Source organism: Streptomyces roseicoloratus, from assembly GCF_004117935.1.
GTDB lineage: Bacteria > Actinomycetota > Actinomycetes > Streptomycetales > Streptomycetaceae > Streptomyces > Streptomyces roseicoloratus.
Map to the genome: position 1 here is coordinate 1 of NZ_SDOY01000148.1, position 21381 is coordinate 21381.

At 67.7% G+C, this 21381-nt stretch carries 20 protein-coding genes and 3 pseudogenes; 8 read left to right on the forward strand and 15 right to left on the reverse strand.

The window, feature by feature from the left end; translation table 11 throughout:
* Positions 1–1359: 1359 nt before the first annotated feature.
* The 3 genes from ESG85_RS36180 (at position 1360) to ESG85_RS36185 (ending at position 5315) form a co-directional block, all read left to right on the forward strand.
* Positions 1360–1752: a hypothetical protein gene (locus tag ESG85_RS36180; protein WP_246095274.1), complete on the forward strand. Its 393-nt coding sequence runs from the start codon at positions 1360–1362 to the stop codon at positions 1750–1752.
* The gene (locus tag ESG85_RS25240; RefSeq protein WP_246095275.1) at positions 1749–4421 is read left to right on the forward strand and encodes a DEAD/DEAH box helicase; all 2673 of its coding nucleotides are present in this window, start codon (positions 1749–1751) and stop codon (positions 4419–4421) included. Before ESG85_RS36180 ends, ESG85_RS25240 begins: the two co-directional genes overlap by 4 nt.
* A 699-nt stretch (positions 4422–5120) precedes the next feature.
* A complete protein-coding gene (locus ESG85_RS36185; RefSeq protein WP_246095276.1) occupies positions 5121–5315 on the forward strand; it encodes a hypothetical protein in 195 nt (64 codons plus the stop codon).
* A 13-nt stretch (positions 5316–5328) separates the two neighbouring features.
* On the opposite strand, the gene ESG85_RS36190 is transcribed toward ESG85_RS36185, so the two are convergent.
* Together ESG85_RS36190 and ESG85_RS25250 are read right to left on the reverse strand one after the other, a co-directional pair.
* Positions 5329–5718 (reverse strand): hypothetical protein, encoded by a 390-nt coding sequence (locus ESG85_RS36190; RefSeq protein WP_246095277.1) that lies wholly within the window; start codon positions 5716–5718, stop codon positions 5329–5331.
* Between the two features lie 365 nt (positions 5719–6083).
* A complete protein-coding gene (locus tag ESG85_RS25250; protein WP_128983090.1) occupies positions 6084–6314 on the reverse strand; it encodes a hypothetical protein in 231 nt (76 codons plus the stop codon).
* A gap of 343 nt (positions 6315–6657) precedes the next feature.
* Here ESG85_RS25250 and ESG85_RS25255 point away from each other — a divergent pair, with 343 nt between their 5' ends.
* Entirely contained in the window at positions 6658–8007 is a 1350-nt protein-coding gene (locus ESG85_RS25255; protein WP_128983092.1) for an ISL3 family transposase, read from the forward strand.
* Positions 8008–8820: 813 nt separating this feature from the next.
* Here the strand turns inward: ESG85_RS25255 and ESG85_RS25265 are convergent.
* Positions 8821–9429, reverse strand: a pseudogene (locus ESG85_RS25265) (helix-turn-helix domain-containing protein); the annotation flags it as partial.
* Positions 9430–9460: 31 nt separating this feature from the next.
* Between ESG85_RS25265 and ESG85_RS37005 the strand changes: the two are divergent.
* A pseudogene (locus ESG85_RS37005) lies at positions 9461–9832 on the forward strand (IS982 family transposase); the annotation flags it as partial.
* A gap of 30 nt (positions 9833–9862) precedes the next feature.
* On the opposite strand, the gene ESG85_RS25275 reads toward ESG85_RS37005, so the two are convergent.
* From ESG85_RS25275 to ESG85_RS25290, 4 genes and pseudogenes are all read right to left on the reverse strand, one after another.
* On the reverse strand, positions 9863–10282 hold the full coding sequence (locus ESG85_RS25275; RefSeq protein WP_128983096.1) for a hypothetical protein: 420 nt from the start codon (positions 10280–10282) through the stop codon (positions 9863–9865).
* A 277-nt stretch (positions 10283–10559) separates the two neighbouring features.
* Positions 10560–10911, reverse strand: a pseudogene (locus ESG85_RS36195) (transposase); the annotation flags it as partial.
* Between the two features lie 250 nt (positions 10912–11161).
* A complete protein-coding gene (locus ESG85_RS36205) occupies positions 11162–11419 on the reverse strand; it encodes a hypothetical protein (protein ID WP_246095278.1) in 258 nt (85 codons plus the stop codon).
* A 158-nt stretch (positions 11420–11577) separates the two neighbouring features.
* Positions 11578–12810, reverse strand: coding sequence for an SNIPE associated domain-containing protein (locus tag ESG85_RS25290; protein WP_246095279.1), 1233 nt, complete (start codon positions 12808–12810; stop codon positions 11578–11580).
* A 660-nt stretch (positions 12811–13470) separates the two neighbouring features.
* Here ESG85_RS25290 and ESG85_RS25295 point away from each other — a divergent pair.
* The gene (locus tag ESG85_RS25295) at positions 13471–13995 is read left to right on the forward strand and encodes an AAA family ATPase (protein ID WP_128983100.1); all 525 of its coding nucleotides are present in this window, start codon (positions 13471–13473) and stop codon (positions 13993–13995) included.
* A gap of 807 nt (positions 13996–14802) precedes the next feature.
* Here the strand turns inward: ESG85_RS25295 and ESG85_RS25300 are convergent.
* From ESG85_RS25300 to ESG85_RS37015, 5 genes are all read right to left on the reverse strand, one after another.
* Positions 14803–15603, reverse strand: a complete 801-nt coding sequence (locus tag ESG85_RS25300; RefSeq protein ID WP_128983102.1) for a hypothetical protein — start codon at positions 15601–15603, stop codon at positions 14803–14805.
* Positions 15600–16502, reverse strand: a complete 903-nt coding sequence (locus tag ESG85_RS25305) for a sigma-70 family RNA polymerase sigma factor (protein ID WP_128983103.1) — start codon at positions 16500–16502, stop codon at positions 15600–15602. The genes ESG85_RS25300 and ESG85_RS25305 overlap by 4 nt, the downstream gene beginning before the upstream one ends.
* Entirely contained in the window at positions 16499–16729 is a 231-nt protein-coding gene (locus ESG85_RS25310) for a hypothetical protein (protein ID WP_374050235.1), read from the reverse strand. Before ESG85_RS25310 ends, ESG85_RS25305 begins: the two co-directional genes overlap by 4 nt.
* A 212-nt stretch (positions 16730–16941) precedes the next feature.
* Positions 16942–17469: a DDE-type integrase/transposase/recombinase gene (locus ESG85_RS37010; RefSeq protein WP_425471274.1), complete on the reverse strand. Its 528-nt coding sequence runs from the start codon at positions 17467–17469 to the stop codon at positions 16942–16944.
* A 131-nt stretch (positions 17470–17600) separates the two neighbouring features.
* Positions 17601–17741, reverse strand: coding sequence for a hypothetical protein (locus ESG85_RS37015; RefSeq protein ID WP_425471275.1), 141 nt, complete (start codon positions 17739–17741; stop codon positions 17601–17603).
* Positions 17742–18135: 394 nt separating this feature from the next.
* On the opposite strand from ESG85_RS37015, the gene ESG85_RS25320 reads away from it, so the two are divergent.
* Positions 18136–18408 carry a transposase gene (locus ESG85_RS25320; protein WP_246095280.1) on the forward strand — a complete coding sequence of 91 codons (273 nt, stop codon included), beginning with the start codon at positions 18136–18138 and terminating at the stop codon, positions 18406–18408.
* On the opposite strand, the gene ESG85_RS36795 is transcribed toward ESG85_RS25320, so the two are convergent.
* The 3 genes from ESG85_RS36795 to ESG85_RS37020 all read right to left on the reverse strand — a co-directional run bounded on the left by ESG85_RS36795 (position 18402) and on the right by ESG85_RS37020 (position 20183).
* Entirely contained in the window at positions 18402–18512 is a 111-nt protein-coding gene (locus ESG85_RS36795; protein ID WP_181019107.1) for an Lsr2 family DNA-binding protein, read from the reverse strand. The genes ESG85_RS25320 and ESG85_RS36795 overlap by 7 nt on opposite strands.
* A 208-nt stretch (positions 18513–18720) precedes the next feature.
* The gene (locus ESG85_RS35345; RefSeq protein ID WP_181019108.1) at positions 18721–18993 is read right to left on the reverse strand and encodes a hypothetical protein; all 273 of its coding nucleotides are present in this window, start codon (positions 18991–18993) and stop codon (positions 18721–18723) included.
* 890 nt (positions 18994–19883) lie between these two features.
* Positions 19884–20183 carry a hypothetical protein gene (locus tag ESG85_RS37020; RefSeq protein ID WP_425471276.1) on the reverse strand — a complete coding sequence of 100 codons (300 nt, stop codon included), beginning with the start codon at positions 20181–20183 and terminating at the stop codon, positions 19884–19886.
* A 112-nt stretch (positions 20184–20295) separates the two neighbouring features.
* On the opposite strand from ESG85_RS37020, the gene ESG85_RS25340 reads away from it, so the two are divergent.
* Positions 20296–21381, forward strand: coding sequence for an IS630 family transposase (locus ESG85_RS25340; protein ID WP_128979488.1), 1086 nt, complete (start codon positions 20296–20298; stop codon positions 21379–21381).

The window sequence follows — 21381 nt, forward strand, 5'->3', positions numbered from 1 at the left end:
TCCCCCAGCAAAAAAGGAGCGGGCTCGCTTCGCGAGCCAGCCCTGGCGCTGCGCGCCAGGGCCTGGCGGTCTGCGCTGCGCTTCAACCGCCTAGGGTGCTGCGCACCCTGACGGTGTGCCACGCTTCGCGCGGCCCACTTGCGGGCCTGACGGCCCGGCAGCAGCGGGGGTGGGCTGGGTCTTCGTCTCTTTTTCTGCAGGCGGCCGGGGGTTAGAGGTGGTGGGACTCATCGTAGAGCCTGTGGTGCCACCACTGTTCGCCGGAACTCCATGGCCGGCGGTGAGCAAGGGGGTCTGGGAGGGTCCTGCGGTACAGCTCCTCGTCCAGTACCGCTACCAGCGCCGCCAGTTCCTGGCGCGCTCGGTGAGGGAGACGGGCGAGGACCAGCTCGATCAGGTCCCGCGCGATGGCTATGTCTTCCGTCAGGGCGCACTCGTAGCAGCCGCATACGGTCGCGGTCAGGTATAGATAGCGGCCTGGACGGGCGAGGAACCACCGGTAGCACCGCAACGCCGTCTGCGTGTCACCAGGCAGCAGGCCTTTGTCCAGGCGCTGGAACTCCACGCGGTGGATCGCGGCTACCGTGCGACTGGACAACCCGCTGATACGAGCCGGCCGCGGCACAGCCGGAGGAGCGTGCCTCCACAGGGCGGCCGCGCGGTACATGTGACGGGGTGTTGTGTTCTGCACGCGAAGCGCGCCGGGCCGCTTACGCGGCATGAGCCTTTCGGGTGACGGTCATACGAAGATCATGGCATGTTCCCGAGGAACATCAAAGGGGTTCTGGCAGGTGCAGTTGGCACCGTGCATCAGAATATGATGCAGCATGTAGAGATGGCGAAAATGGGGGATGCCCGCAGGAGACTCCCTATCTGTCACCGATCGGCCGATCTGCTCGGTACCCATCGAATCCGTGCAGCCACACCTTGAGTCAGAGCTCCGCAGGCAGGCGTTCGCTCGCCCCGGGCTCTGCGCAGAGCACCCAGGCTTCCGCCTCACCCGACCACCGAGGACAGTACCGTGACCACTGCTCAGCCCCAGGGACCGCAGGCACTCGGCAAAGATGCGACTGAAGGGCTTAGCCGCAGAGCGAAACATTTTGTCCAGTGTGATGGCTATTGGACCGGACGTTGCGATGTGGAGCAGTACCGGACTCGGTGGATGAAGCACGCGGGATCCCTGCGGCTCAGATCAACCGCGTGGCTGCTTTCGAGGCGGTCTGGGGCGGCCTGGCCCTTCCTCCTTCTCCTCACTATGACGGGGGGCCGCGGGCGCTCCATGGGGGTGTGCCTGGGGGGCCTGATCCTGACTGGCACTTCGAAGCTGGCATGCCGTGTACGGCTCTTCCCTACTCGTTCGTGATCGGCCCGAACGGCGAGTTCGGTCTGCACGCCGGAAAGTGGGTGCCCTTGCATGCCAGTATCGAGGGCTGGGTGGAATCCCTGGCTCTGGCGGACCATGCCCGTAGGTGGGCTCGCACGACCACGAGGCTGACGGGTGCTGCCGTGGACGAGCTTGAGTTTGAGGGGTTCGAGGTCGTACCGGAGGTGGCCGGCCTTGCGGACACCTGGTGGCGTGGGACCGACTCGCTGGTTGCCGTTTACCGAGGCGAAGCCGAAGTCATGGACGCACCTCAATGTCTCACCGGTACCGTCTACGGCGGACTCGACGAATGGGGACTCAGGGCCTCGGCGCATAGACGCCACCCGAAACTCCATGCCGTCTCCCGATCCTCCACCGCGCAGGAATGAAAACCGTCATGCAGAGAATCTCTCTCAGGGAACACCAGGTCGATCAGAAGTCGGCATTCCGTAAGTGGGTGGGATTCCCTGCAAGATCGTCTGTGCCTCCGGAGGGGGCGCGTGCGATGGGAGTGTCCGCGACCGGGTCCGGGAAAACCATCACGACCGCCATGAGCGCTCTGGAGTGCTTCCCGGACGGACGGATCCTCGTCATGGTCCCCACCCTGGACCTGATCGTGCAGAGCGCGCAGTCCTGGCGCCGGGTCGGGCACCGGGCGCCGATGGTCGCGGTCTGCTCGGTGGACAAGGACGAGGTCCTGGAGCAGCTCGGGGTGCGCACCACCACCAATCCGATCCAGCTTGCGCTGTGGGCGGGGGGCGGGCCGGTGGTCGTGTTCGCCACGTACGCCTCGCTGGTGGACCGCGAGGACCCCGCCGATGTCACTGGTCGTCGGACTGTCCCTGGGCCGTTGGAGTCGGCTCTGGCGGGCGGGGAGCGGCTGTACGGGCAGCGGATGGCTCGGTTCGATCTCGCTGTTCTGGACGAGGCACACATGACCGCCGGGGACATGGGCCGGCCGTGGGCGGCAATTCACGACAACAGCCGGATCCCTGTCGACTTCCGGCTCTACCTGACCGCCACCCCGCGGGTCCTCGCCGCGCCTCGGCCGCAGCGCGGGCGGGGCGGGCGGGAGGTGCTCATCGCGTCGATGGAGGATGACTCCCACACGTACGGCACCCGGATTTTTGATCTTGGGCTGGCGGAGGCGGTAGAACGATCGGTCCTCGCCGGTTTCGAGATCGACGTGCTCGAGATCCGTGACCCGGACCCGATCCTCGGCCTGTCCGAGGACGCGCTGCGCGGCCGGCGCATGGCCCTGCTCCAGGCGGCGCTGCTGGAGCACGCGGCGCAGCGGAATGTGCACACCACCATGGTGTTCCACCAGCGGGTCGAGGAGGCGGCCGCGTTCGCCGAGCAGATGCCGCGCACAGCCGCCGAGCTGTACACCGCTGAGGCCTCCGAGGCGGCGCTGGCCGAGGCGGAGGAGCTGCCCGCGGCGTCGATCGACGCCGGGCTGTACGAGCTCGAGGAGGGCCGTCACGTGCCGCCGGAGCGGGTGTGGGCGGCCTGGCTGTGCGGGGACCATCCCATCGCGCACCGGCGTGAAGTGATCCACCAGTTCGCCAACGGCATCGACGCCCAGAACCGACGCGTACACCGGGCGTTCCTGTCCTCAGTGCGCGCCCTCGGGGTCGGGGTCGACATCACCGGACTGCGCGGGGTGGAAGCCGTGTGCATCGTCGGCTCGCGCAGCTCCCAGGTCGACATCGTGCAGAACATCGGGCGCGCCCTGCGGCCCAACCCGGACGGCACGACCAAGATTGCGCGGATCATCATCCCCGTCTTTCTGCAGCCCGGGGAAGACCCCAAGGGCATGGTTGCCTCGGCCAGCTACCAGCCCCTGGTCGACATCCTCCAAGCCCTGCGCTCGCACTCGGAACGCATGGTCGACCAGCTTGCCTCCCGCGCCCTGACCCGCGGTACCGAAAGGCGGCGTATCCACGTCCGGTCTGCCTCCGCGGCCGGCCCGGAAAACAGGGACCTGTCCGTGGAGGCCAGCGAGGAGCAGCAGGGGGTCGATCGGGTCACTGCGGTCGTGGTCAACTTCGCCTCACCCCGCGACGCCGCCGACATCGCAGCCCTCACCCGCTGCCGCGTCATCCGCCCCCAGTCCCTGGTCTGGCTGGAGGGCTACCAGGCCCTCCTTCGCTGGCGGAAGGAGAACGAGATCACCGGCCTGCACGCCGTCCCCTATGACATCGAGATCGAGGTCGGGACGACGAAGGCCTTTCCGCTTGGCCGATGGGTGCACCAGCAGCGGAAATCACTGCGGGCCGGTGAACTCGATCCTCACCGCAAGGACCTCCTCGACGAGGCCGGGATGGTGTGGGAGCCCGGCGAGGAAGCCTGGGAGGACAAACTCGCCGAGCTGCGGTCGTACCGGCGGGCCACCGGGCACCTCGCCCCGAGGCAGGACGCCGTCTGGGGAGACGCTGAAGGCGAGCTGGTCCCGGTCGGGCAGCACATGGCCAACCTCCGCCGCAAAGGCGGCCTCGGCAAGGACCCGCAGCGTGCGGAGACCCGGGCCGCGCAACTCGCGGAGATCGACCCGGACTGGAACTGCCCCTGGCCCCTGGACTGGCAACGTCACTACAAGGTGCTCGCCGACCTCGTCGACGCTGACGGTGTCCTGCCGGCCATCGCACCCGGAGTGCTGTTCGAGGGTGACGACCTCGGACGATGGCTCACGCGGCAAAGAGAAGCGGGGACCTGGACGCAACTCTCCGCCGAGCAGCAGGAACGGCTGTCCAGGCTGGGCATCAAGCCCGTTGAGGCGCCGTCTCGCGCCCCGGCGGCCAGGGGTGCGACGAAGGGCCAGAGCAAGGCGCAGCAAGCCTTTCAGCGCGGCCTCACTGCCCTCACACAGTGGATCGAGCAGGTGGGCACGGGTCGACCGGTCCCGCGCGGCACGGTCATCGAGATCGCGGTCGACGGCGACACGGAGCCGGTGATCGTGAAGCTGGGCGTATGGGTCTCGAACACCAAATCGAGGCGGGACAGACTCACCCAGGAGCAGCTGAACGCGCTGCGGGAACTGGGCGTGGACTGGGCCTGACTCGGTCTGGCGCTGAGCCGCAGCGCGCGACAGCCCGGGCCTCGATGACCTGGGCCGCGATGACCTGGGCTGTCGAGCTTGTACCCGCTCCGGTTTCGGAGGTGACGGCAGTTTGGATGGCTTCCTCGGGGGGCGGAGCTTATGGAGCGGAGCCAGTAACTGGTCGAGGAACCCGCTCGGCATGAGCTTGGCAGCCTGTCGATCCACGAACTCAGCTCCGCCAAACCGGTACACCTCGTACCCCTGAAGACGAATCCGTCGGTCTTCTCGGACCATGTCGGCGTATAGGTCGGGTGCGGCCTTCCCGTGACGCGAGTAGTGCTCCTTCCCGTCCGGCTCGAGAACGTATCGGCGATCGCCGGGAGCGAGCATCAGGAAGTCCATCCGCTGCCGCGTCAGCGCCTTGCCTTCCGCCCGTTGGTTCCGCTGATGTTGCGTCAAGGGGTCGTCATGGAGATAGACCTGTGGCAACAGAGCAGGACAGTCGCCGAAGCCTCGCTGCATCGCGTGATCCCAGTAGGTGTCGAGCAACAGCTGCTCCGGGGCGTTGAGTGCTCCCTCAGCCGCTTCAGAAGCGCCTGCAGCCTGAGGTGCTCAGACGTCCCGTAGATGCCGTCCTGGAGGTGCCTCCACTTGCTGAGTTCGCTCCGGGTGAGGCCTGAGGCTCCCACTGGACGGTCGTACAGCAGGCAGTGGTCCTTGTTCTTCGTGATCTCGATGACACCACCTGCGATGTCTCCCCGGACGATCTCTGGCTTCAGCGCGGCGGCCGAAGACGAGGTTGCGCAGCTCGCCGCGCAGCCCACGAAAGCCTTCGGTGAAGGTGGTCTGCTCGCGTCGTTCCAGCGCTGCGTGTGCTGGGGCGACCCTGGTCAGGTCAGTTACTGGGGCTAAGGCCCTGGTCAGGTCAGTTGCTGGGGTCATTCTTGTGCTCCACCCGGAACGAGTAGTAGCCCTGCTTGTCGTAAAAGGGGACCTCGAACTCGATACCGAGGCGGCGCAGAAGGGCCTTGAGACACCGTATGGCCGCTCCCGTCTCCGAGTTGTCCATCAGTCCGTCGTGCTCAGGGTCCTGGGGCAAGTCGTCGATCAGCAGGTCGATGAGAGCGTGCGCAGCCTCTTCGTCACCGCCGGCGGTCGAGGCGGTGCGAAGCTCGTTGATGGCCGCGCGGCTCAACCTCGTGTATGAGTGGTTGTCACGCTGGACAGTTTCAAGGAAGAGTTCCTGCGGCGCTCTGTCCCCCTCAGCCCTCGTCCGGCAGAGCCCGAACGCCGGAATGATGATCTCGCAGGCCACTGACATCGAGCAGGAACTTTTGAAGGCTTTGCGTTGCGGTGGCGGGCGCAGATCGACGGTACCTGTGGCAGGTCCGGCTCTGTGCGTGTGTCAGCCGTGGCAGAACCTGGCTTCGGTCTAGCGCGCCTGTCAGGGCCGGTGCTCCCGCTCAAAGATCGGACCGTTCGCCTGGGCGCTGCACCTGGTTGCCACGCCCTGACCTTGATCACCAGGTATGTGGGGCCGGTATCGTGCGCAGGGTTGCCAGGTCGATCCTGTGCTGGTGGTGAAGTCAGCATCCACGCCGCCCCCGTCCCAACCTCTCTCCCGCCGATGGCCGCCCTGCGGTCGTCGGCGGCGTCGTGACCAGAACCGTGCGACCCCTATCAGCCTCGGGCTGACAGCGCCACTCGAGATGGGCCGGCGGGTGGGCGGTCAATGAGTCTGGTGAGGAAGCTGGCGAGCAGCGGCTGGGCGCGGTCCCGGTCGCGGAGCTCGTCGTGGCCGAAGCGGAACACCTCGTAGCCGCGGAGCTTTAGGTCGCGGTCCCCGGCCATGGTCGCAGCGTATTTCGCGCTGTCGGGTTCGGTGCCTTCGTTGCGGGTGTAGTGCTGCATGCCGTTGATAAAAGTTTCTGAAATCGGTTCTGACCGCGCTTCCGGGAAAGCTCAGGTCAACGAGGGGAACGAGGGATCGTTTCGGCAGAGTGTTTCCTGGCGTGGTAAGCAAGACGGCCGATGCTGTGCTGTTTCCCGGGATCGATGTGCGAGTGGAACGCGTGAACGACTCCTCCGACGTCCTGGCGGTGGAGGCGGTGTCGACGGCTCGTCCGGGCCGGTGCCCGGACTGCCGGGAAGCAGGCGAGACGTAGACACAGCACGTACCAACGCACCTTGGACGAGCGGCCGTTGGGCTCGCGCCGGGTCATAGTCCGGTTGCGGGTCCGCCGATTCTTCTGGGATCGGAAGAGTTTGTTCCCTCAAGACGTTCGTCGAGCAGGTGCCTGGCCTGTCCGAGCGGCACCGCCGCTCCAGCACTGGGCTGACGGGCTGGCTGCGGTCGATCGAGCTCGGCGGCCGTCCGGCCGCGCGGTTGTGCCGCCGGCTGCGGCTGGTCGCGGGCCGGACCCGGCTGCTCAGGCTGTTGACGGCGCCGACGGTGCCGGACCGTGCGCCGCGGGTGCTGGGGGTGGATGAGTTCGCCTTCCGCAAGGGCTGCACCTACGGGACCGTGCTGGTCGATGTCGAGGCCGGCCGGGTCGTGGACGTGCTGCCCGACCGCACCTCGGAGACGTTCGCGGCGTGGCTCACCGAGCATCCTGGAGCCGAGATCATCTGCCGGGACCGGGCCAGCGCCTATACCAAGGCGGTCAAGGAAGCCGCCTCTCATGCCCTGGAAGTCGCTGATCGTTGGCATTTGCTTCAGAACCTGTCCGCCGCGGTGGAGAAACCCTGCCACCAGCACCGCGACTGCCTGCGCAAACGTGCCGAGGAGGAGACGGTGACCGAGGTGCCCGAGGTGGCTCCGATGCTGTTACCGCCCGCGGAACTGCCGCGCACCCAGATCATCGAGCGCACCCGTCACCGCTACGAGGACATCTACCGCCTGCTGGAGAAACGCTGGACTATCAGCGCCATCGCCCGCCGTCTGAACCTCGACCGCAAGACCGTGCGCCGCTGCCGCGACACCGACCTCGACGAACTGCTGGCCTCCGCCCGCGACCGCCGCCCCAACGGCGTCCTGGAGCCGTTCAAGGCGTACCTCAACACTCGCTTCACCGAAGCCCAAGACCAGGTCAGCGGCACACGCCTGTTCCTGGAGATCCAGGGTCGCGACTACCGCAGGAGCCGCCAGGTCGTGCGCAAACACCTCGCCGCCCTCCGCGCCGGCACCGCCGAACCCGTCCGGACCGACATCCCCAGCCCTCGCAAGATCACCTCGTGGATCATGCGACCAAGGGAGACGCTCACCGAAAGCCAGGACGAGCGACTCCTCCAAGTCCGGCTCGCATGCCCGGACATCACCCGGGCCTGCGATCTCGCCCAGGCCTTCTCCGACCTGGTCCGCCACCAGCGCCGATACCTGCTGCTGGAGTGGATCCGTCAGGCCGAGCAAGACGCACCGAAGCCCATGAAGGGCTTCGCCGGCTTCCTCCGCCAGGACCTCGACGCCGTCACCGCCGGCCTCACCCTCCCCTGGAGTTCCGGCGTCGTCAAAGGACACGTGAACCGGGTGAAAACGCTCAAGCGAGCCATGTATGGCCGAGCCTCGTTCGAACTCCTGCGGACCCGCATCCTCATCCAGTCATGAGGCTCCGAGAGCTGGGCATACAGTCAGGACCCATGAAGTCGCCACAACCCACGGATCCGCAAGCCGAGGCCGCACAAGGCCGTATCGCTCTATGGCTTGACCCGGAGGACTTGCGCTGGCTGGCGCAGCACTGCTGTTGCGCCGACGACGCAACCGACGAAGTCAAGGACCGCTGCGGACGGCTCCGCTTCCGGGCTAGTGCAGCCCTGCACAAGCGTCAGCACTCGGCATGAGGACGTAGGCCGTCACGGAACTGCGGCCAGAGCCCTGAAATCGGCCAGGGACGCTCTTCCCTCCACTTCGTTGCAGTTTGAAGTGAGTGGGGAGACTGGGGAGTGAAGAGCGCGTGTGAGGGCCCGGCGACCGAAGGTCGCCGGGCCCTGTTGACCGGTGACGGTCAGGTGAAGTCGTTGCCCGCGGTGCTCACGGAGTGCGCCGCAGGGAGGTGATCTCGGGAACTCTGCCGGCGATGGTGGGGCGGGGCTGCTTCCGGGGTGGCCAGCAGGGCGACTATGGTGACGGGCTGGTCGCAGTGCGGGCAGTTCCGGACGGCGGTGGGGGTCAGGGCCTGCTCCTGTCGAGCAGAGCCGACTGCGGCCGTCGGAGTCTGGCGGGGCTGCTGTTCGCCGAGTCGGATGGCCCGCAGTCCGTCGCGTTCCTGGTTGGGCTGTTTCTCTGCGTCGCGGCGGCAGTTGGGCGAGCAGTAGATCTGCCGCAGGCGGAGGTTGGCGGTGAAGACGCCCTGGCAGACGCGGCTCCCGCCGGCGGCTCGCGCCCGCGTCGCCGCCGGCCCCGGGCGCGGACGGTGCTGCTCCGCTCGGGACGACCAGTCCGGGCCCAGCCGGAGCCGGCGGTGGGCCGGATGCCGAACGGACCGAACTCCTCGAACGCGAACACGCGGTCCGGGAAGTGCTCCAGGACGTGCACGATGCGGTCGAGCTTGGCGTCACGTTCGCGGTCTGGGGACTCCTTCCAGGTCTTGGTGCGCTGGAAGGTGATGCCCCGGCGGGCGAGTAGGCAACGTAACGCCTCGCGGCCGATCCGGATGACGCGGGCCGTGCACTTTCCGCAGGTAGGCCACGAGCTTGCGAATAGACCAGCGCATGAAGGGCTGGCCGAGCTTGGCCGGGCGGGTGATGGCCGTCCTGACGACAAAGTCTTCGTCGTCAGGACTGAGAAGGCGGGGACGGCCTCCCGCCCACCGAGGGTCCAAGCAGGCCAGACCGATCTCGTTGAACCGATGGATCACGTCGCGGACAGTGTCCTCGTCGGCATGTACCAGTTGCGCGATCACCGGGACCCGATTCCCACCGGCCGAGGCCAGCACCATCATCACACGTCGAAACCGCACCAAAATGGTGCTTCCTCAGCGCACGATCTGCTGCAGGTCCGCTGTCCGTGCTGGTCGCGACCATGGCGAAGGGCGCCCGTTGGCCAGTGTGCGAAGACAAACCTGGACGCCCTGCTGACGGCACCGTACGTGTTCATCGACGACCATGTGACGCCTTGTCGCCGGATCGGGCGACCCCCGAAACTCACGGACGCCGAACTGCCGTGCCAGGCGGTCGCCCAGGTCCTTCTCGGGTTTCCCCCCGCCCGGCACTGCACCCGCTTCGCCCACGCCCAGCCCACGCCCAGCCCGCGCACCTGCTCCCCTACCTGCCCGGCAACCCGCCTCCAACAAGCGACTCAACGCCGCCGGACCACCGATCAGCCACATCAACGAGGCACTGGCCCCGCAGGTGCCGGCCTGGAACGACGACCCGCAGCTGATCAACCCCACACCGACCCCCACCCGGCCGGCCCCGAGACCGTCAAACGCTCCGGAGCGGTCCGTCGCGTCGCAGCCCGGTGGCTACCTTCCGTAGAGGAACGCCCGTGCGGGGACGAAGACTTCGTGACCTTTCGGGAAGCGGACCCGTACGCCGTCTCGCGTCCACTGCACCGACTCCACCCCCTGCCGGCCCAGCGCCGCGTCGACGTCGAGCCAGTGCCCGTAAGCGGGAGTGGGCTGTCTGCCGATGAACAACCGGAACGTGTCGCTCCCGGACAAGGTGCTGCGACGGACCAGGGCCAGGTGGTGCGGTGCCTGGTCAGGGTAGATCAGCGAAGGCGGCGGAGCACTGCGGTAGGTCACCTCGTCCTGTGGCCAGCGCAGAACGGTGACCAGGCAGCCGGTCATGACGATGCCGCACACCAGGCCCAGCAGAGCCGGCCCCTTCCAGGGCCTACGACGGGGGCCGGACTGTTGGGGGTCCAGTGTGGTCACGGGCATGCGGACGGCGACCTCCATGATCGGTGCGACTAGCCTGCCCCAGGCAATGGGCACACCCGAAGGACGCAGCGTGCCGGGAAGAGGATTGCCGGGCTGGCTTGACGCGGCGATCATGTCACCCGCGCCTACGTGGTGAACAGGCCCGGCCACACCCGGACACACGCAGATCAGGGCCGTACACGCGGCAGTGACGGCCGCGCCCGGCGAGCCCGCCGTGCACGGAGGCCCGTGCGCCGGCCCCCGCAGCTGACCGGCACACGAGGAAGCACGTCGTACCCGTGGGCCCGGCTTCCCCGGGCACAGCGGTGTAAACGGGCGTGAGAAGCTGGCGATCCTGTCCCAGTCCTGGCGGGCGGCATAGCGGAATGATTTCCGCAGCAGGTAGACCGCGCAGGTCTGCACGACCGGCTTCGGCCAAAGCGGCCCGCCGCTTCGGGCAGGCCCTTCGGCGCGTCGCAGACGAGCATCAGGACGTCGTCACGCCGCGATTATTGATCTTGGTGAGAATGGGCATCCAATGCTTGGCGCCTTCGCCGCCGTCGCCGGCCCCGGATTCCGGGGATCTCACGCCGGCCCTCGGTCGTGCAGGCCCGCGTCACCCTCGGCCCGCCCGCGACGGACCCGCTTTGTGCTCCATGGGACGGGAGATGCCCATTCCCGCGGGCACATCCACCACGGGACGGCCCGCCAGGACACGTCCGACCAGGATCCGTCTGCCGTCGAACGGTCAGCCCGGCATTACGGTGGGACACGAAGACCTCCGTGTGCGGAATGGAGCCTGGGCACCTCCACACACCGGAGGTCTACGCCATGATCAAGACCTGTCGGCGTTGACGATGTTCGTGATCAGCACGCCCAAGGAGCAGCGAGACTGTCGGCTCAGCGGGCGTGGGGTGTGCTGTATCCCGGAGACCTCTGGGCAGGATCAAAGGCCGGCGGGCCGGGGAAGTCGTGGTCGATCTGGGTCTCCGATCCGGGCTCGATGTCGTCACGCAACACCGTGACCTGCGACGTCGCCGCCTCGTCCGGAAGTGTCGCGTGCACCCAGCGGCGAAATGAGGAGATCGGCACCTGCAGCTTGCGCTCGTCACGCCGCCGCTGGTGGTCGTCGAGACGGTCACCGTCCCGGGGAACCACTCCTTGATCAGCTTCGACCAGTCCGCCTCGCTCGTCGGCGGCCCGCCCGGACTGATCCCGGACGCCTCAGCCGGGCCAGGCACGTCCTGACCGGCTTGCGGTCCACCCCCCGTCAGCTGGGGAGCCACACGCTCGCCCGGGGATGCTGTCGCGATGCGTCAGTCTGTCCTGCTGGCGCGCCACTCGAGTGCTTGCGGGGTCTCTGTGAACTCTATGAGGTGCTCTCCCGCGAAGCGTTCCAGTGCGGTGCGCACCTCGGCGGGGGTGACGTAGAAGAACTCTTTCCTGTTGTTGACGCGGTTGACGCGCCGGTCGGCGAACTCCTGGTGGAGGCGGGTTTCCAGGCCGACCGCATCCTTGCTGAAGATGAGTGCGTGGACGTCGAAGCGGAAGGGGACGGCGGCCCCGCTGAGCTCGTAGACGCGGTCGAGGGGTTCGAGGCGTCGGGTCATGCCGATCTTGACGATGCTGTCCCCGAAGGCGCCGATGTTGGAGACGACGTAGACGTAGCCGGTGCGTACGTTCGCTGCCCGCGCGTCGACGTCGTGGAGTGCCTGCTGGATCTCGGCGAGTTTGGCTTCCATGTCGCGTACCGCCTCGAGGTTGCCCTGGGCGCGCAGGCGTTCGAGGGCGGCTTCGTAGTGGTTGCGTTCCTTGTGCAGCTTCTCCCGTTCGCGGTCCAGCTCGCGTTGGGCGGCTGCCTCTTCGCGTTCGCGGGCTCTTGTCTCGCGCTGGGCTTCCTTCTCCTCGTCCTTCTTCTGCAGGAAGTCGGCGGTCAGCTGCAGTTCGCGGACGCGGGCGTCGTGGTAGGCGTCGGAGATGCGGATGTGCATGGTGGCGCCGAGTCTGGCGATGGTCTCCCGGCTCTTGTAGAGGCGGTCGACCAGTGAGGTGAGGCGGTGGGGGCGCATGGTGCGTACGGCGTAGTCGGCTTCGGCGTTGTAGGCGCGGAGCATCAGTTTGGAGAAGTCGCGGATCATCTTCCGGCCTTCTCGTGCGGAGCCGTTGACGGTCCAGTCCGTGGCTGCCAGGACTGCTTGGTTGTCGCGTGCGAGGGCTTTGATCTCCGTCTTCAGGCAGTCCAGGCGGCTGCGGTAGGCGACGGCGTCGTGGAGCTGGTGATGGTAGGCGTAGATTCCGGCCTGTTGCAGCAGGACCGTCTCGTCGGTGGTGACGATCTGCGTGCGCAGTTCGGTCAGGCGGCTCTCTGCCTGGTAGATCTCACCGCGATGCCGCTCGGCTTCCTTACGGGCCTTCTCGGTGTCCCTGGCGATCTGCTTGGCGTCGGCCCTGATGTCTTTGACGACCTGGCGGGCTTCCTCGACGATCGCTTCGGCCTGTGCCTGTGACTGGGTCAGCAGGTGGGCCGCTTCCTGGCGTGTGCGCGCCATCAGTCCTGCGACCTGGGCGGCGTCCGCGCCGTGGGTCTGTGCGATCCAGGTCCTCAGCTCTTCGAGCTCACTTGCCTCATCTCGTCGTCGGCGGCCGAACCAGCCTCTCTTCCGGCTGCCGGGGGCCTCGGACCGAGGCATGTACTGGTGGGGAACGGCGCCGTTCACCGGACCGGCTTCGGAAGGCCCGGCCAGCCACAACTGCCAGCCCGGCGGAGGGGGCGGCCACGAGGGATCAGGCTGCCAGCCGGCCGGAGGAACCCAGCCTTGAGGCACTGGCCAGTTCGGCGGCGGGTTGAACCGATAATCGCTCACGCTCACTCGTGCACTCCCCCACCCTGGCACCGCTCAGCGACACACCCTGGCCAGCTCGCACGATCATGCCGCGCAGACTCCCGAACCGACGGACGATCACCAAGATCGGCGCAAAACGAACCCTGACCGGTCCACCGGACGCCACAACCACAGACCGCGACAAGCAAGCCGGCCTGCCCGCTCCTCCGACAGGCCGTGACCTTCCGCCCCCACCGGCCCGGCCCACCGGTCCCCGCGCTGGCCGCCGGCATCTGGCGCAACTGGACCACCGGCGCCTCAGTCACACGGTCCCGCAACCCCTACGGCCCCTGAGAACATCCGACTCATTCATCTAGCCTCGGCATCATGATCGTATGGCTCAACGGCACCCACGGCGCGGGGAAGACGACGACCAGCGCTCTCGTGCAGCAATTACTTCCGAATTCAAGGGTGTTCGACGCCGAGAAGGTCGGCGAGACACTCATGGACATCACACCAGGACTGCCCCCGACGGACAACTTCCAGCACTGGCCCCCGTGGCGGCCCCTCGTGGTCGAGACCGCCCGGCGTGTCCTCGAGTACACGGGCGGCACGCTGGTGATACCCATGACCGTCCTGGTCGAGCAGTACTGGCGCGAGATCACCACGGGACTCGCCGAGCATTCCCTTCCGGTCCGGCACTTCGTCCTCCACGCCGACCAGGACACCCTCCGCGCCCGTATCGCCGGCGACACCGTCACCGGCCCCGACTCCCCCTTCCGGCTCCAGTACCTCAAGCCCTACGCCGAAGCGGCCCGCACCTGGCTGCATGCCGAGGCCGAGGTCGTCGACACCACGTACCTCACCCCCGCCCAGGCAGCTCGGCACATCGCAGAAGCCCTCAAGAGGTGACAGGACGAGCTTTTGGTGTGCGGTTCCGCTGGAGGGCCACCAGCAGGTCCACGGACGGACACCGGACTCCCGGCCCGCGTTGGGCTTGCACACCGGTTGCCCGCCGGCAGCTTCAGTGCTCGGACGGGAAGGTCCGCCCGGGCAGTTGCGCTCGGCCCGCCGGACGGGTGGTGACGTCCGTTCCGACCGTGGATCGGTGGTGGCCGAGCCTGTTCGTGTGGTTCGCCCGTTGCCACGCCGGTCCCCGTCACCGCCGGCACCTCCCAGGCCCAGATCACAGGCGCCGTCTGCCGCACCTGCACCAGTGCCCCAGTACAGCGGGTGATGAACGAGCAGGGCACGTACGGCCACTGCCTGGCGAAGTGACCGCACCCTTCTGAGCAACGCCTCCAGGTCGCCGTACACGAACGCCTGCGCAAACTCATGACCGCGCCGCTGCTCCAGCACCGGCCACGAAGTCCACCTTGCCGTCACCGGGATCATGAATCAGCCAGGTTTCAGAGGCCTCCCCGAAGAGCCATCCAGGTCAGAGCCGAGCCGGGACCGGGACGGGACCGGTTTCGTACGGGACTGGCCCGCAGCGGCCCGTTCGTGTGGCCCAGCCGAACCGACGAGGGGCGAGCCACACTCATCTGGGACCTGCCCTGAGCGCTCCTTTGCATGCTGTAGCCGCTCGCGAACGGGTCGATGAAGGACGCGTCTCACCACGGCACCCACCTCCGCCTGCTGGTGGACCCGCCCCGGGGTGTTCCTGGCCGCCCGGGGCCGTCCTCCGGCTCGTCCGCGTCGGTGGATGCTGCCTGCGGTTCAGCGGGTCGCGGCCTCGTTGACCTCGCGGGAGGCCAACGCAGGGTGGCTGGTGTTCCGTCGCGGGACCGGGCGGTCGCGGGGGCGGTCTGGCCGGTCGGCGGCCAGGTCCAGCAGTGCCTGAACCCTGCGGGCGAAGGAGGGTCCGGGAAGGGGCAGTTCGCTGTCGGGCTGGCGCAGGTAGCCCACCGCAACGGCTGTGGGCATGTACTCCATCAGCTCGGTGACCACGGCGGACCGCGGCCGGCTGACATGCTGGGCCAGATTGCGCAGGACCCGCATGATCGTGGCGGTCGAGGCCTTGGCCTCGTGACGCAGAACGACCGGAGGGGCATCAGGCCAGCGCAGCGTGGTGCACACGGTACGGCTCACAGGCTTGTCCTCGCTGGTCTGGGTGTGCCACCAGCGGGCGGCGTGCGTCTCGCCGAGGGCCAGGTGATGGAGGTAGAGGCAGTAGGCGGCGCCCGGCTGGCCCGCGCCCGCGGCGTACTGCCACCAGAACCTGGCGGCATCGTCGGTGTCCGTCAGCTGCAGCACGCACGCCAGGACCAGGGCGCTGCCGGGTTCGGGTACCTGATCGGTGACGAAGGCGGAGACGGTGGTGGCGGGCGTGTGGCGGACCAGGGTCTCGCACAGGGCGCGCAAATCCTCGGCCGCGGCCTCCGAGACGGCGGGCCTCGGCGTCGGGGTGACGGGGTGCCGGGCTGCGGGCTCGGTGTCCCGGGGCGCGACGTCGTCTCGCGGCGCGGCGCGGTCGTGGACGAGGAGAGCCCTGGAGAGGATGTCGTCGAGCGTGGTCATGAGGCGGTTCCTCCGAAGTCGGGCAGCTCGATGGTGTCTTCCAGGAATCGTTCGGCGTGTCGTTCGTTGGACCGGACGGCGGCCAGGGGGATGCCGAGCAGGTCGGAGACCTTGGCGGGGGTGAAACCGCACAGGCGTCGCAGCACCATGACGTCGAGCTGGGTGTCGGGCAGGCGGCTCATCGCCGCGAACAGCTCCAGGCTCTCGGCCAGCTGCGCCATCTCGGCTTCGGGGGACGTCTTGTCGCGCAGGGCGACGGTGTCGAAGGCGGCCTCGGCGAGCAGGGGCCGGTGGTCGCGGTGATCGGCCTTCGCCTTGACCGTGGCCCGCAGGATGTTCCAGGCGTAGCGGCGGGTGTCAGGGCTCGCGAGGGCGTCACCGAAGGACAGCCACAGGATGGCGAAGGCGTCCTCGACCGCGGCGTCTCGGACTGCCGGGTCGGCCAGGAAGGCACCGGCGTAGCGGCGGTATCCGTCCTTGACCATCTCGCGCAGGGCTCCGTGCTCCAGGGGCGGGCCCGGCGGGGCGATGGCGACGGTCCTTGCGGTGGACCGGTTGATCCAGTCGCGGGTTTTCCGGGCGTCGAGGGCTGCCTGCTTCCACAGGTGGTGCAGCGGCCAGCCGGGGATGCCGAGCTCCTCGGCGAGGCGGTGGATGACCTCCCAGCGCGGGTAGTGACCGATGCCGCGCAGCAGCTCGGACAGTTTGGACTTGGCCAGCGGGATACACAGGCCCAGGTCGCTCAGGGTGCGTCCGCTGGTCAGATAGCGCTCACGCGTCGGCTCCAGCCAGGCACGGTGAGAACTGCCGACATCGGCCGCGATGGGACCCAGCTTGCGGCCCGGACGCAGCGGGAGCGGATCGGGGTCCGCTCCCGGGGTGGTGAAGGATGTCGTCACGGGGTGCCGTCCCCCTCGTCCGGCACCGCCTCGACGCGGTCTCGGGAGACCGGTGTGGTCTGCCGGCGGGCGCCGTGGAGGACCTGGGTCACTGTCAGGCCGAGGACCGGGGCGGCCACGGCTATCAGGGCCGCATGGCCCATCGCCGCCATCACCACGCTCCAGCCGAAGACGAGGACCGTCACCAGCGCCAGCGCCTTTGCTGTCGCTGCCTTCTTCATGTCCAAGATCGCTTCTCCTTGATGTGTCGCAGCCATCCGGAAGGCCACGCCGACAGAGCCCCTTCAACGCGCGGGTGCCGAACCGCAGTTGAGGGAGGATCAGCATGGACCGTTACCGGGCGGTCACGCGACGTGATCAAGGAATCGCGGAACATTAGAAGTCGCACAGCGGTCAGCCGAGCGACCCAAACGACCGTTCCCGTACACGAAGAAGCACATCAAGTAGCCCGTACGGGCGAAGTTCCCGGTTTTCCTTGCGTCCCCACCGGGGACCCCCTCATATGGAGACAGCACACCTTGGTGTCGCCCTTCCATCCGGAAGAGGCCCGGCCCCCGTGCCGAAGAAGGGGGACGTGCCGGCCCGTTCCCGCCCGGCCTGAGGCAGAGGCCGGGCGGGAACGGGGCCCCTCACGGGAAGAACGACCGTAGCGCAGGGCACCGACAGCACACCGATCACCGGGAGTGGGGCGGTGGGCGGCGAGGACGTCGATGTCGACGTCGTAGTGGCCGGCGAACCCGACCGCTTCCGGGTGCGGCGGAACCGCCTCACCTGGGACGACGTGGCGTCGCACGACCGTCTTGGTCCGGTCGTAGACGATCGTCATCGGGACGCCGCCGAAGTGCGCGAACGCGCGGCGGTGACGGTCGAAGAACGTCCGCAGATCCTGGCTCCTGGTGAAGCAGCAGAACGGGTCACGCGAATACGACAGCGTCATGTGGAACGAGTAGACCTTCGGGATGCCCATGTGGGCGAGGATCTTGCCCTCGTCGCCCCAGTCCACCTGGCCTGGGCGCCGGGGACCACCTCGAAACGGCGGCGCATGCCCGCCGGCTCATTCGGGGTGATGCCGAGTTCTTCGGCAATCCGGAGCCGGGCTTACTGGACGTAGAGCTTGGTCCGCTGGTAGTTGCCGGTAAACCCGTACTCCGCCGCAACCCGCTCGTGAATCACGGCGGCCTTCATCAAGATCTCCGCCCGCAGCATCGAGTCGACCAGCGGCGCGAACTCGTCGATCACCCTGGCTCGCGACCTGCCGTCCGGCGACCGCCGCGGAGGCACGGCGGGACGTCCGCTGCCAGAGACTTGCTGACCGCCCGCCAGTTCAGGCCCGTCTCCCTGGCGACCTCGGTCAAGCTCATCGCTCCGGACTCCACCAGGCCACGAAAACGCCGCAGTTCCAGCCAGCGCTGCGAATCCAGGAACACGACAACCCCACCTCTGCGACCTCGACCAACAGGCAGCAGAGTGCCGAACCCTGAACCTCAGCACATCAGGAACTCTGCACGTTGATCCTTACGCGGCCATGCACCTTCACGTGGACGCCGACAGCTGGAGCAGATGAAGGTGTTCTACCGCGGCGAGCGAGTGGTCCTCGTGTGGGGACAGCCTGTCTGCCCACTGGAGCCGGGCGATGCGTGCCTGGGTCGCCGAACAGGACTGGCTCACACTCGAGCGATTACCCACCTACGCACCCGAGCTCAACCCAGTGGAACTGCTGTGGTCCTCGCTCAAGAAGCGTGAACTCGCCAACCTCGCCGACGACCACCTCGCCGATGTGGCCGACGCCACCGAAAAGGGCATCCACCGCCTCAACCACAACCCCCAACTGCCATGGTCCGCCCTCGCCCACACCGGCCTGACCGTCCAGCCACCACACCCACCGAACTTACGAAAAGATCAGTAGTTGGCCAGTTTCCAAGCATCGATGACGGTGGCAGACACCCGTCCGCGGTCGGGAACGTCATATCCGTTGGCTCGTGCCCACGCACGGATCTCGTTCGTGCTCATTGGGCCGTGGGCCGGGAGGGCGTGTAGCACGTGCGGCTGGCTCAAAGCGTCCGGCGAGGGTGTGAAGGAGGCATCTTGATCGAGGAGGTCGCGAGGGAAGAGCGGGACGTGTTCGCGGCCAGTGAGGATGGCGATGAGGAAGTCGGTGATGCCGCCTTCATGGATGTACCAGCGCGGTCCGCGCGCTTCGTTGACCGCAACCTTCCACCTATCCGGGCTGTCTGCGGGGGTCGGTGATCCAGAAGAGGTACTCGCCGTTGTCGGTCACGCCGATCGGGAAGAGCTGATGTAGGTCGTGCGGGACCGAATGGGTGCCGCTGTCATGGTCGTGCTGGAGCTGGCGGCGGATGGTTGCGGGCATGCGCCCGGTGAGGTCGGCGGGCTCGGTGGGCGCCTGCGGGTGGTACACATGGAGGAAGCCGGAGAAGGCCCCGGGGCCGTAGGTGTCAGCGAGTTGCTTGTAATCGGCGGGCAGAGGCATGCCGAGGGTGCGCTCGACGGCTGATCAGTCGGAAAGCGTCGTGGTGGCCGGCGGCAGGCAGATTCGGGTGAGGGCGTCGATACTGGTCACGGGAGGAGCCCTCGGCGGCGGCAGTGCTGCTGATCGTGTGCAGGGTCGTCCAGCATCGTATCGACGATGACGTTGCCGTGACAGTCGTAGGCCTCGGGCTGGATGTGCTTGGGGACGGAGTCCTCGCGCGTACAGTCGGGCAGTTCCCGCCAGGCGGGCAGCCCCTCTACCGTCCAGCCCTGCCGAAGCGTGCCGCCAAGCGCGTCGGTCGCCGTGGTCTCGCCCCTGTGCTGACTGTCGTGGACTGGTGCGAGCCCCGGTCCTTGACCGGAGATCACGATGTCGTCGCCTGCCTCGGGAAGCGGTGGGTAGACGAGGAGGGAACCGTCCTGCCGCGCCCACACTGCCCCGGTGAGACGGGATCGAGTTCGATGCGTTGTCCAGCGGGAGGGCCATGTCCGCCCGAACGGTAGCCGGATAGGTGCGTGCGGCGCAGTGTGAGGGGCAGCACCCCGGGCAGCGACAAGTGTGAGTGAGGATCATCTCCCCCGTCGCGACGTCGACTGGGTCGTTCTCGCAGCGCTTCTTCGAACCGGGCATCGAGTGACGCCGTGCGTCGTTCTTGGCCCGGCTCAGCCCCTCACGCGGCCGGCCTCCACGGCCCTCTCCCCCGCCGCCACAACGTCCGGATCCGCCGCACCCGCGGTCCACTCGCCCGGTTGCTGTCGTGGTCACGCTGATGCAGGCGGGCGAGGCGATCACGGACGGCGGCGTCGTTGTTCTTGTGATCGGAGGAAATCCATTTGATGGCCTTGGCAGCGTCGTACCGACGTGGTCGCCCATGGGCTTGGCAGCCTTCGTCAACACTTCCAGTGCCTTGTCTGCATGGCGTTGACCGAGAATCGGTTCCCGGTCCGCCGCACCACGGGCATCCTTCCCTTCTCTCCCCAGGTGCGGCCGGTGACCTGGTCCGAGCGGGTGCCGACCAGGTCGGCGAAGAGGATCTCACCGTCGAGGACCGTCTGCTGCACGGTGGCCTGCACGGCCTCCCCGAGCACTTGGTGCACCCCGACCGCCTTGCCCCGCGGCTGCATGACCAGCTCCTCCCGCCCGCCGACCCGCCACTTCGCCCACCAGATATCGACCGCCTTCAGCGACACCCCCGAACTAGTGACCTGGTTTTGAGGTCGTGGGTCGCCACGTGAGGCGTCTGCTGTTTCAGATTGCGGGGTTCGCCTGCGGCAGGTCATGCGTTCACGCTGTCCTGTGTGCATGGGCGATACCCGGCTGGAACCTGTCGTGTTGTCGGACGTCGAGCGGCTGACGCTGGAGAACTGGGCCAAGCGCCGCTCGACCGCACAGGGGCTGGCCGTTCGCGCACGCATCGTGCTGGCGTGCGCGAACGGCTGGAACAACACCGTGGTCGCCGCGCGACTCGATGTCGGCAGAGACACCGTGCGCCGATGGCGCACACGGTTCCTGCGCGACCGCCTCGACGGACTCACGGACGAGCCGCGGCCCGGAGTGCCGCGGACCATCACCGACGCCCAGGTCGAAGAGGTAGTGGTCCGCACCTTGGAAGAGACACCGCCGGCCGGGACACACTGGTCGAAACGGGAGCTGGCCAAGGTCGTGGGGATCTCCCCGGCCAGTGTCCTGAGGATCTGGCACGCCTTCGGCCTCCAGCCGTGGCGGACCGAGACGTTCAAGATCTCCCCGGACCCGTTCCTGATCGACAAGATCCGTGACGTCGTCGGCTTGTATCTCGCTCCGCCGGCGAACGCCGTGGTGTTCGCGGTCGACGAGAAGCCACAGATCCAGGCCCTCCAGCGGACCGCTCCGGTCCTGCCGATGATTCCCGGAGTGCCCGAGCGCCGGAGCTTCGACTACGTCCGACACGGGACCGTCGACCTGTTCGCCGCCCTGAACACCGCGACCGGCAAGGTCATCACCAAGCTGTCCGCGCAGCACCGGGCAGTCGACTTCCGTGACTTCCTCGACGAGATCGACCGCCAGACCGAGCCCGGCCTGGCGGTCCACGTGATCTGTGACAACCTTTCCGCCCACAAGGCGCCCGTCGTGCACAAGTGGCTCCTCGCGCACCCCCGCTTCCGGCTGCACTTCACGCCGACGTACTCGTCGTGGATCAACCAGGTCGAGCGGTGGTTCGCCGAGCTGGAACGGCGCTGCCTCGCACGCGGGGTGTTCTGCTCACTCGACGACCTCAAGACCGCACTCGAAGAGTGGATCAAGGTCTGGAACGACCAGGCCAAGCCCTTCACCTGGACCAAGACCGCCGACCAGATCCTCGACCGCATCTGCCGCTACTGCGACAGGATCTCCGAACCAGTTCACTAG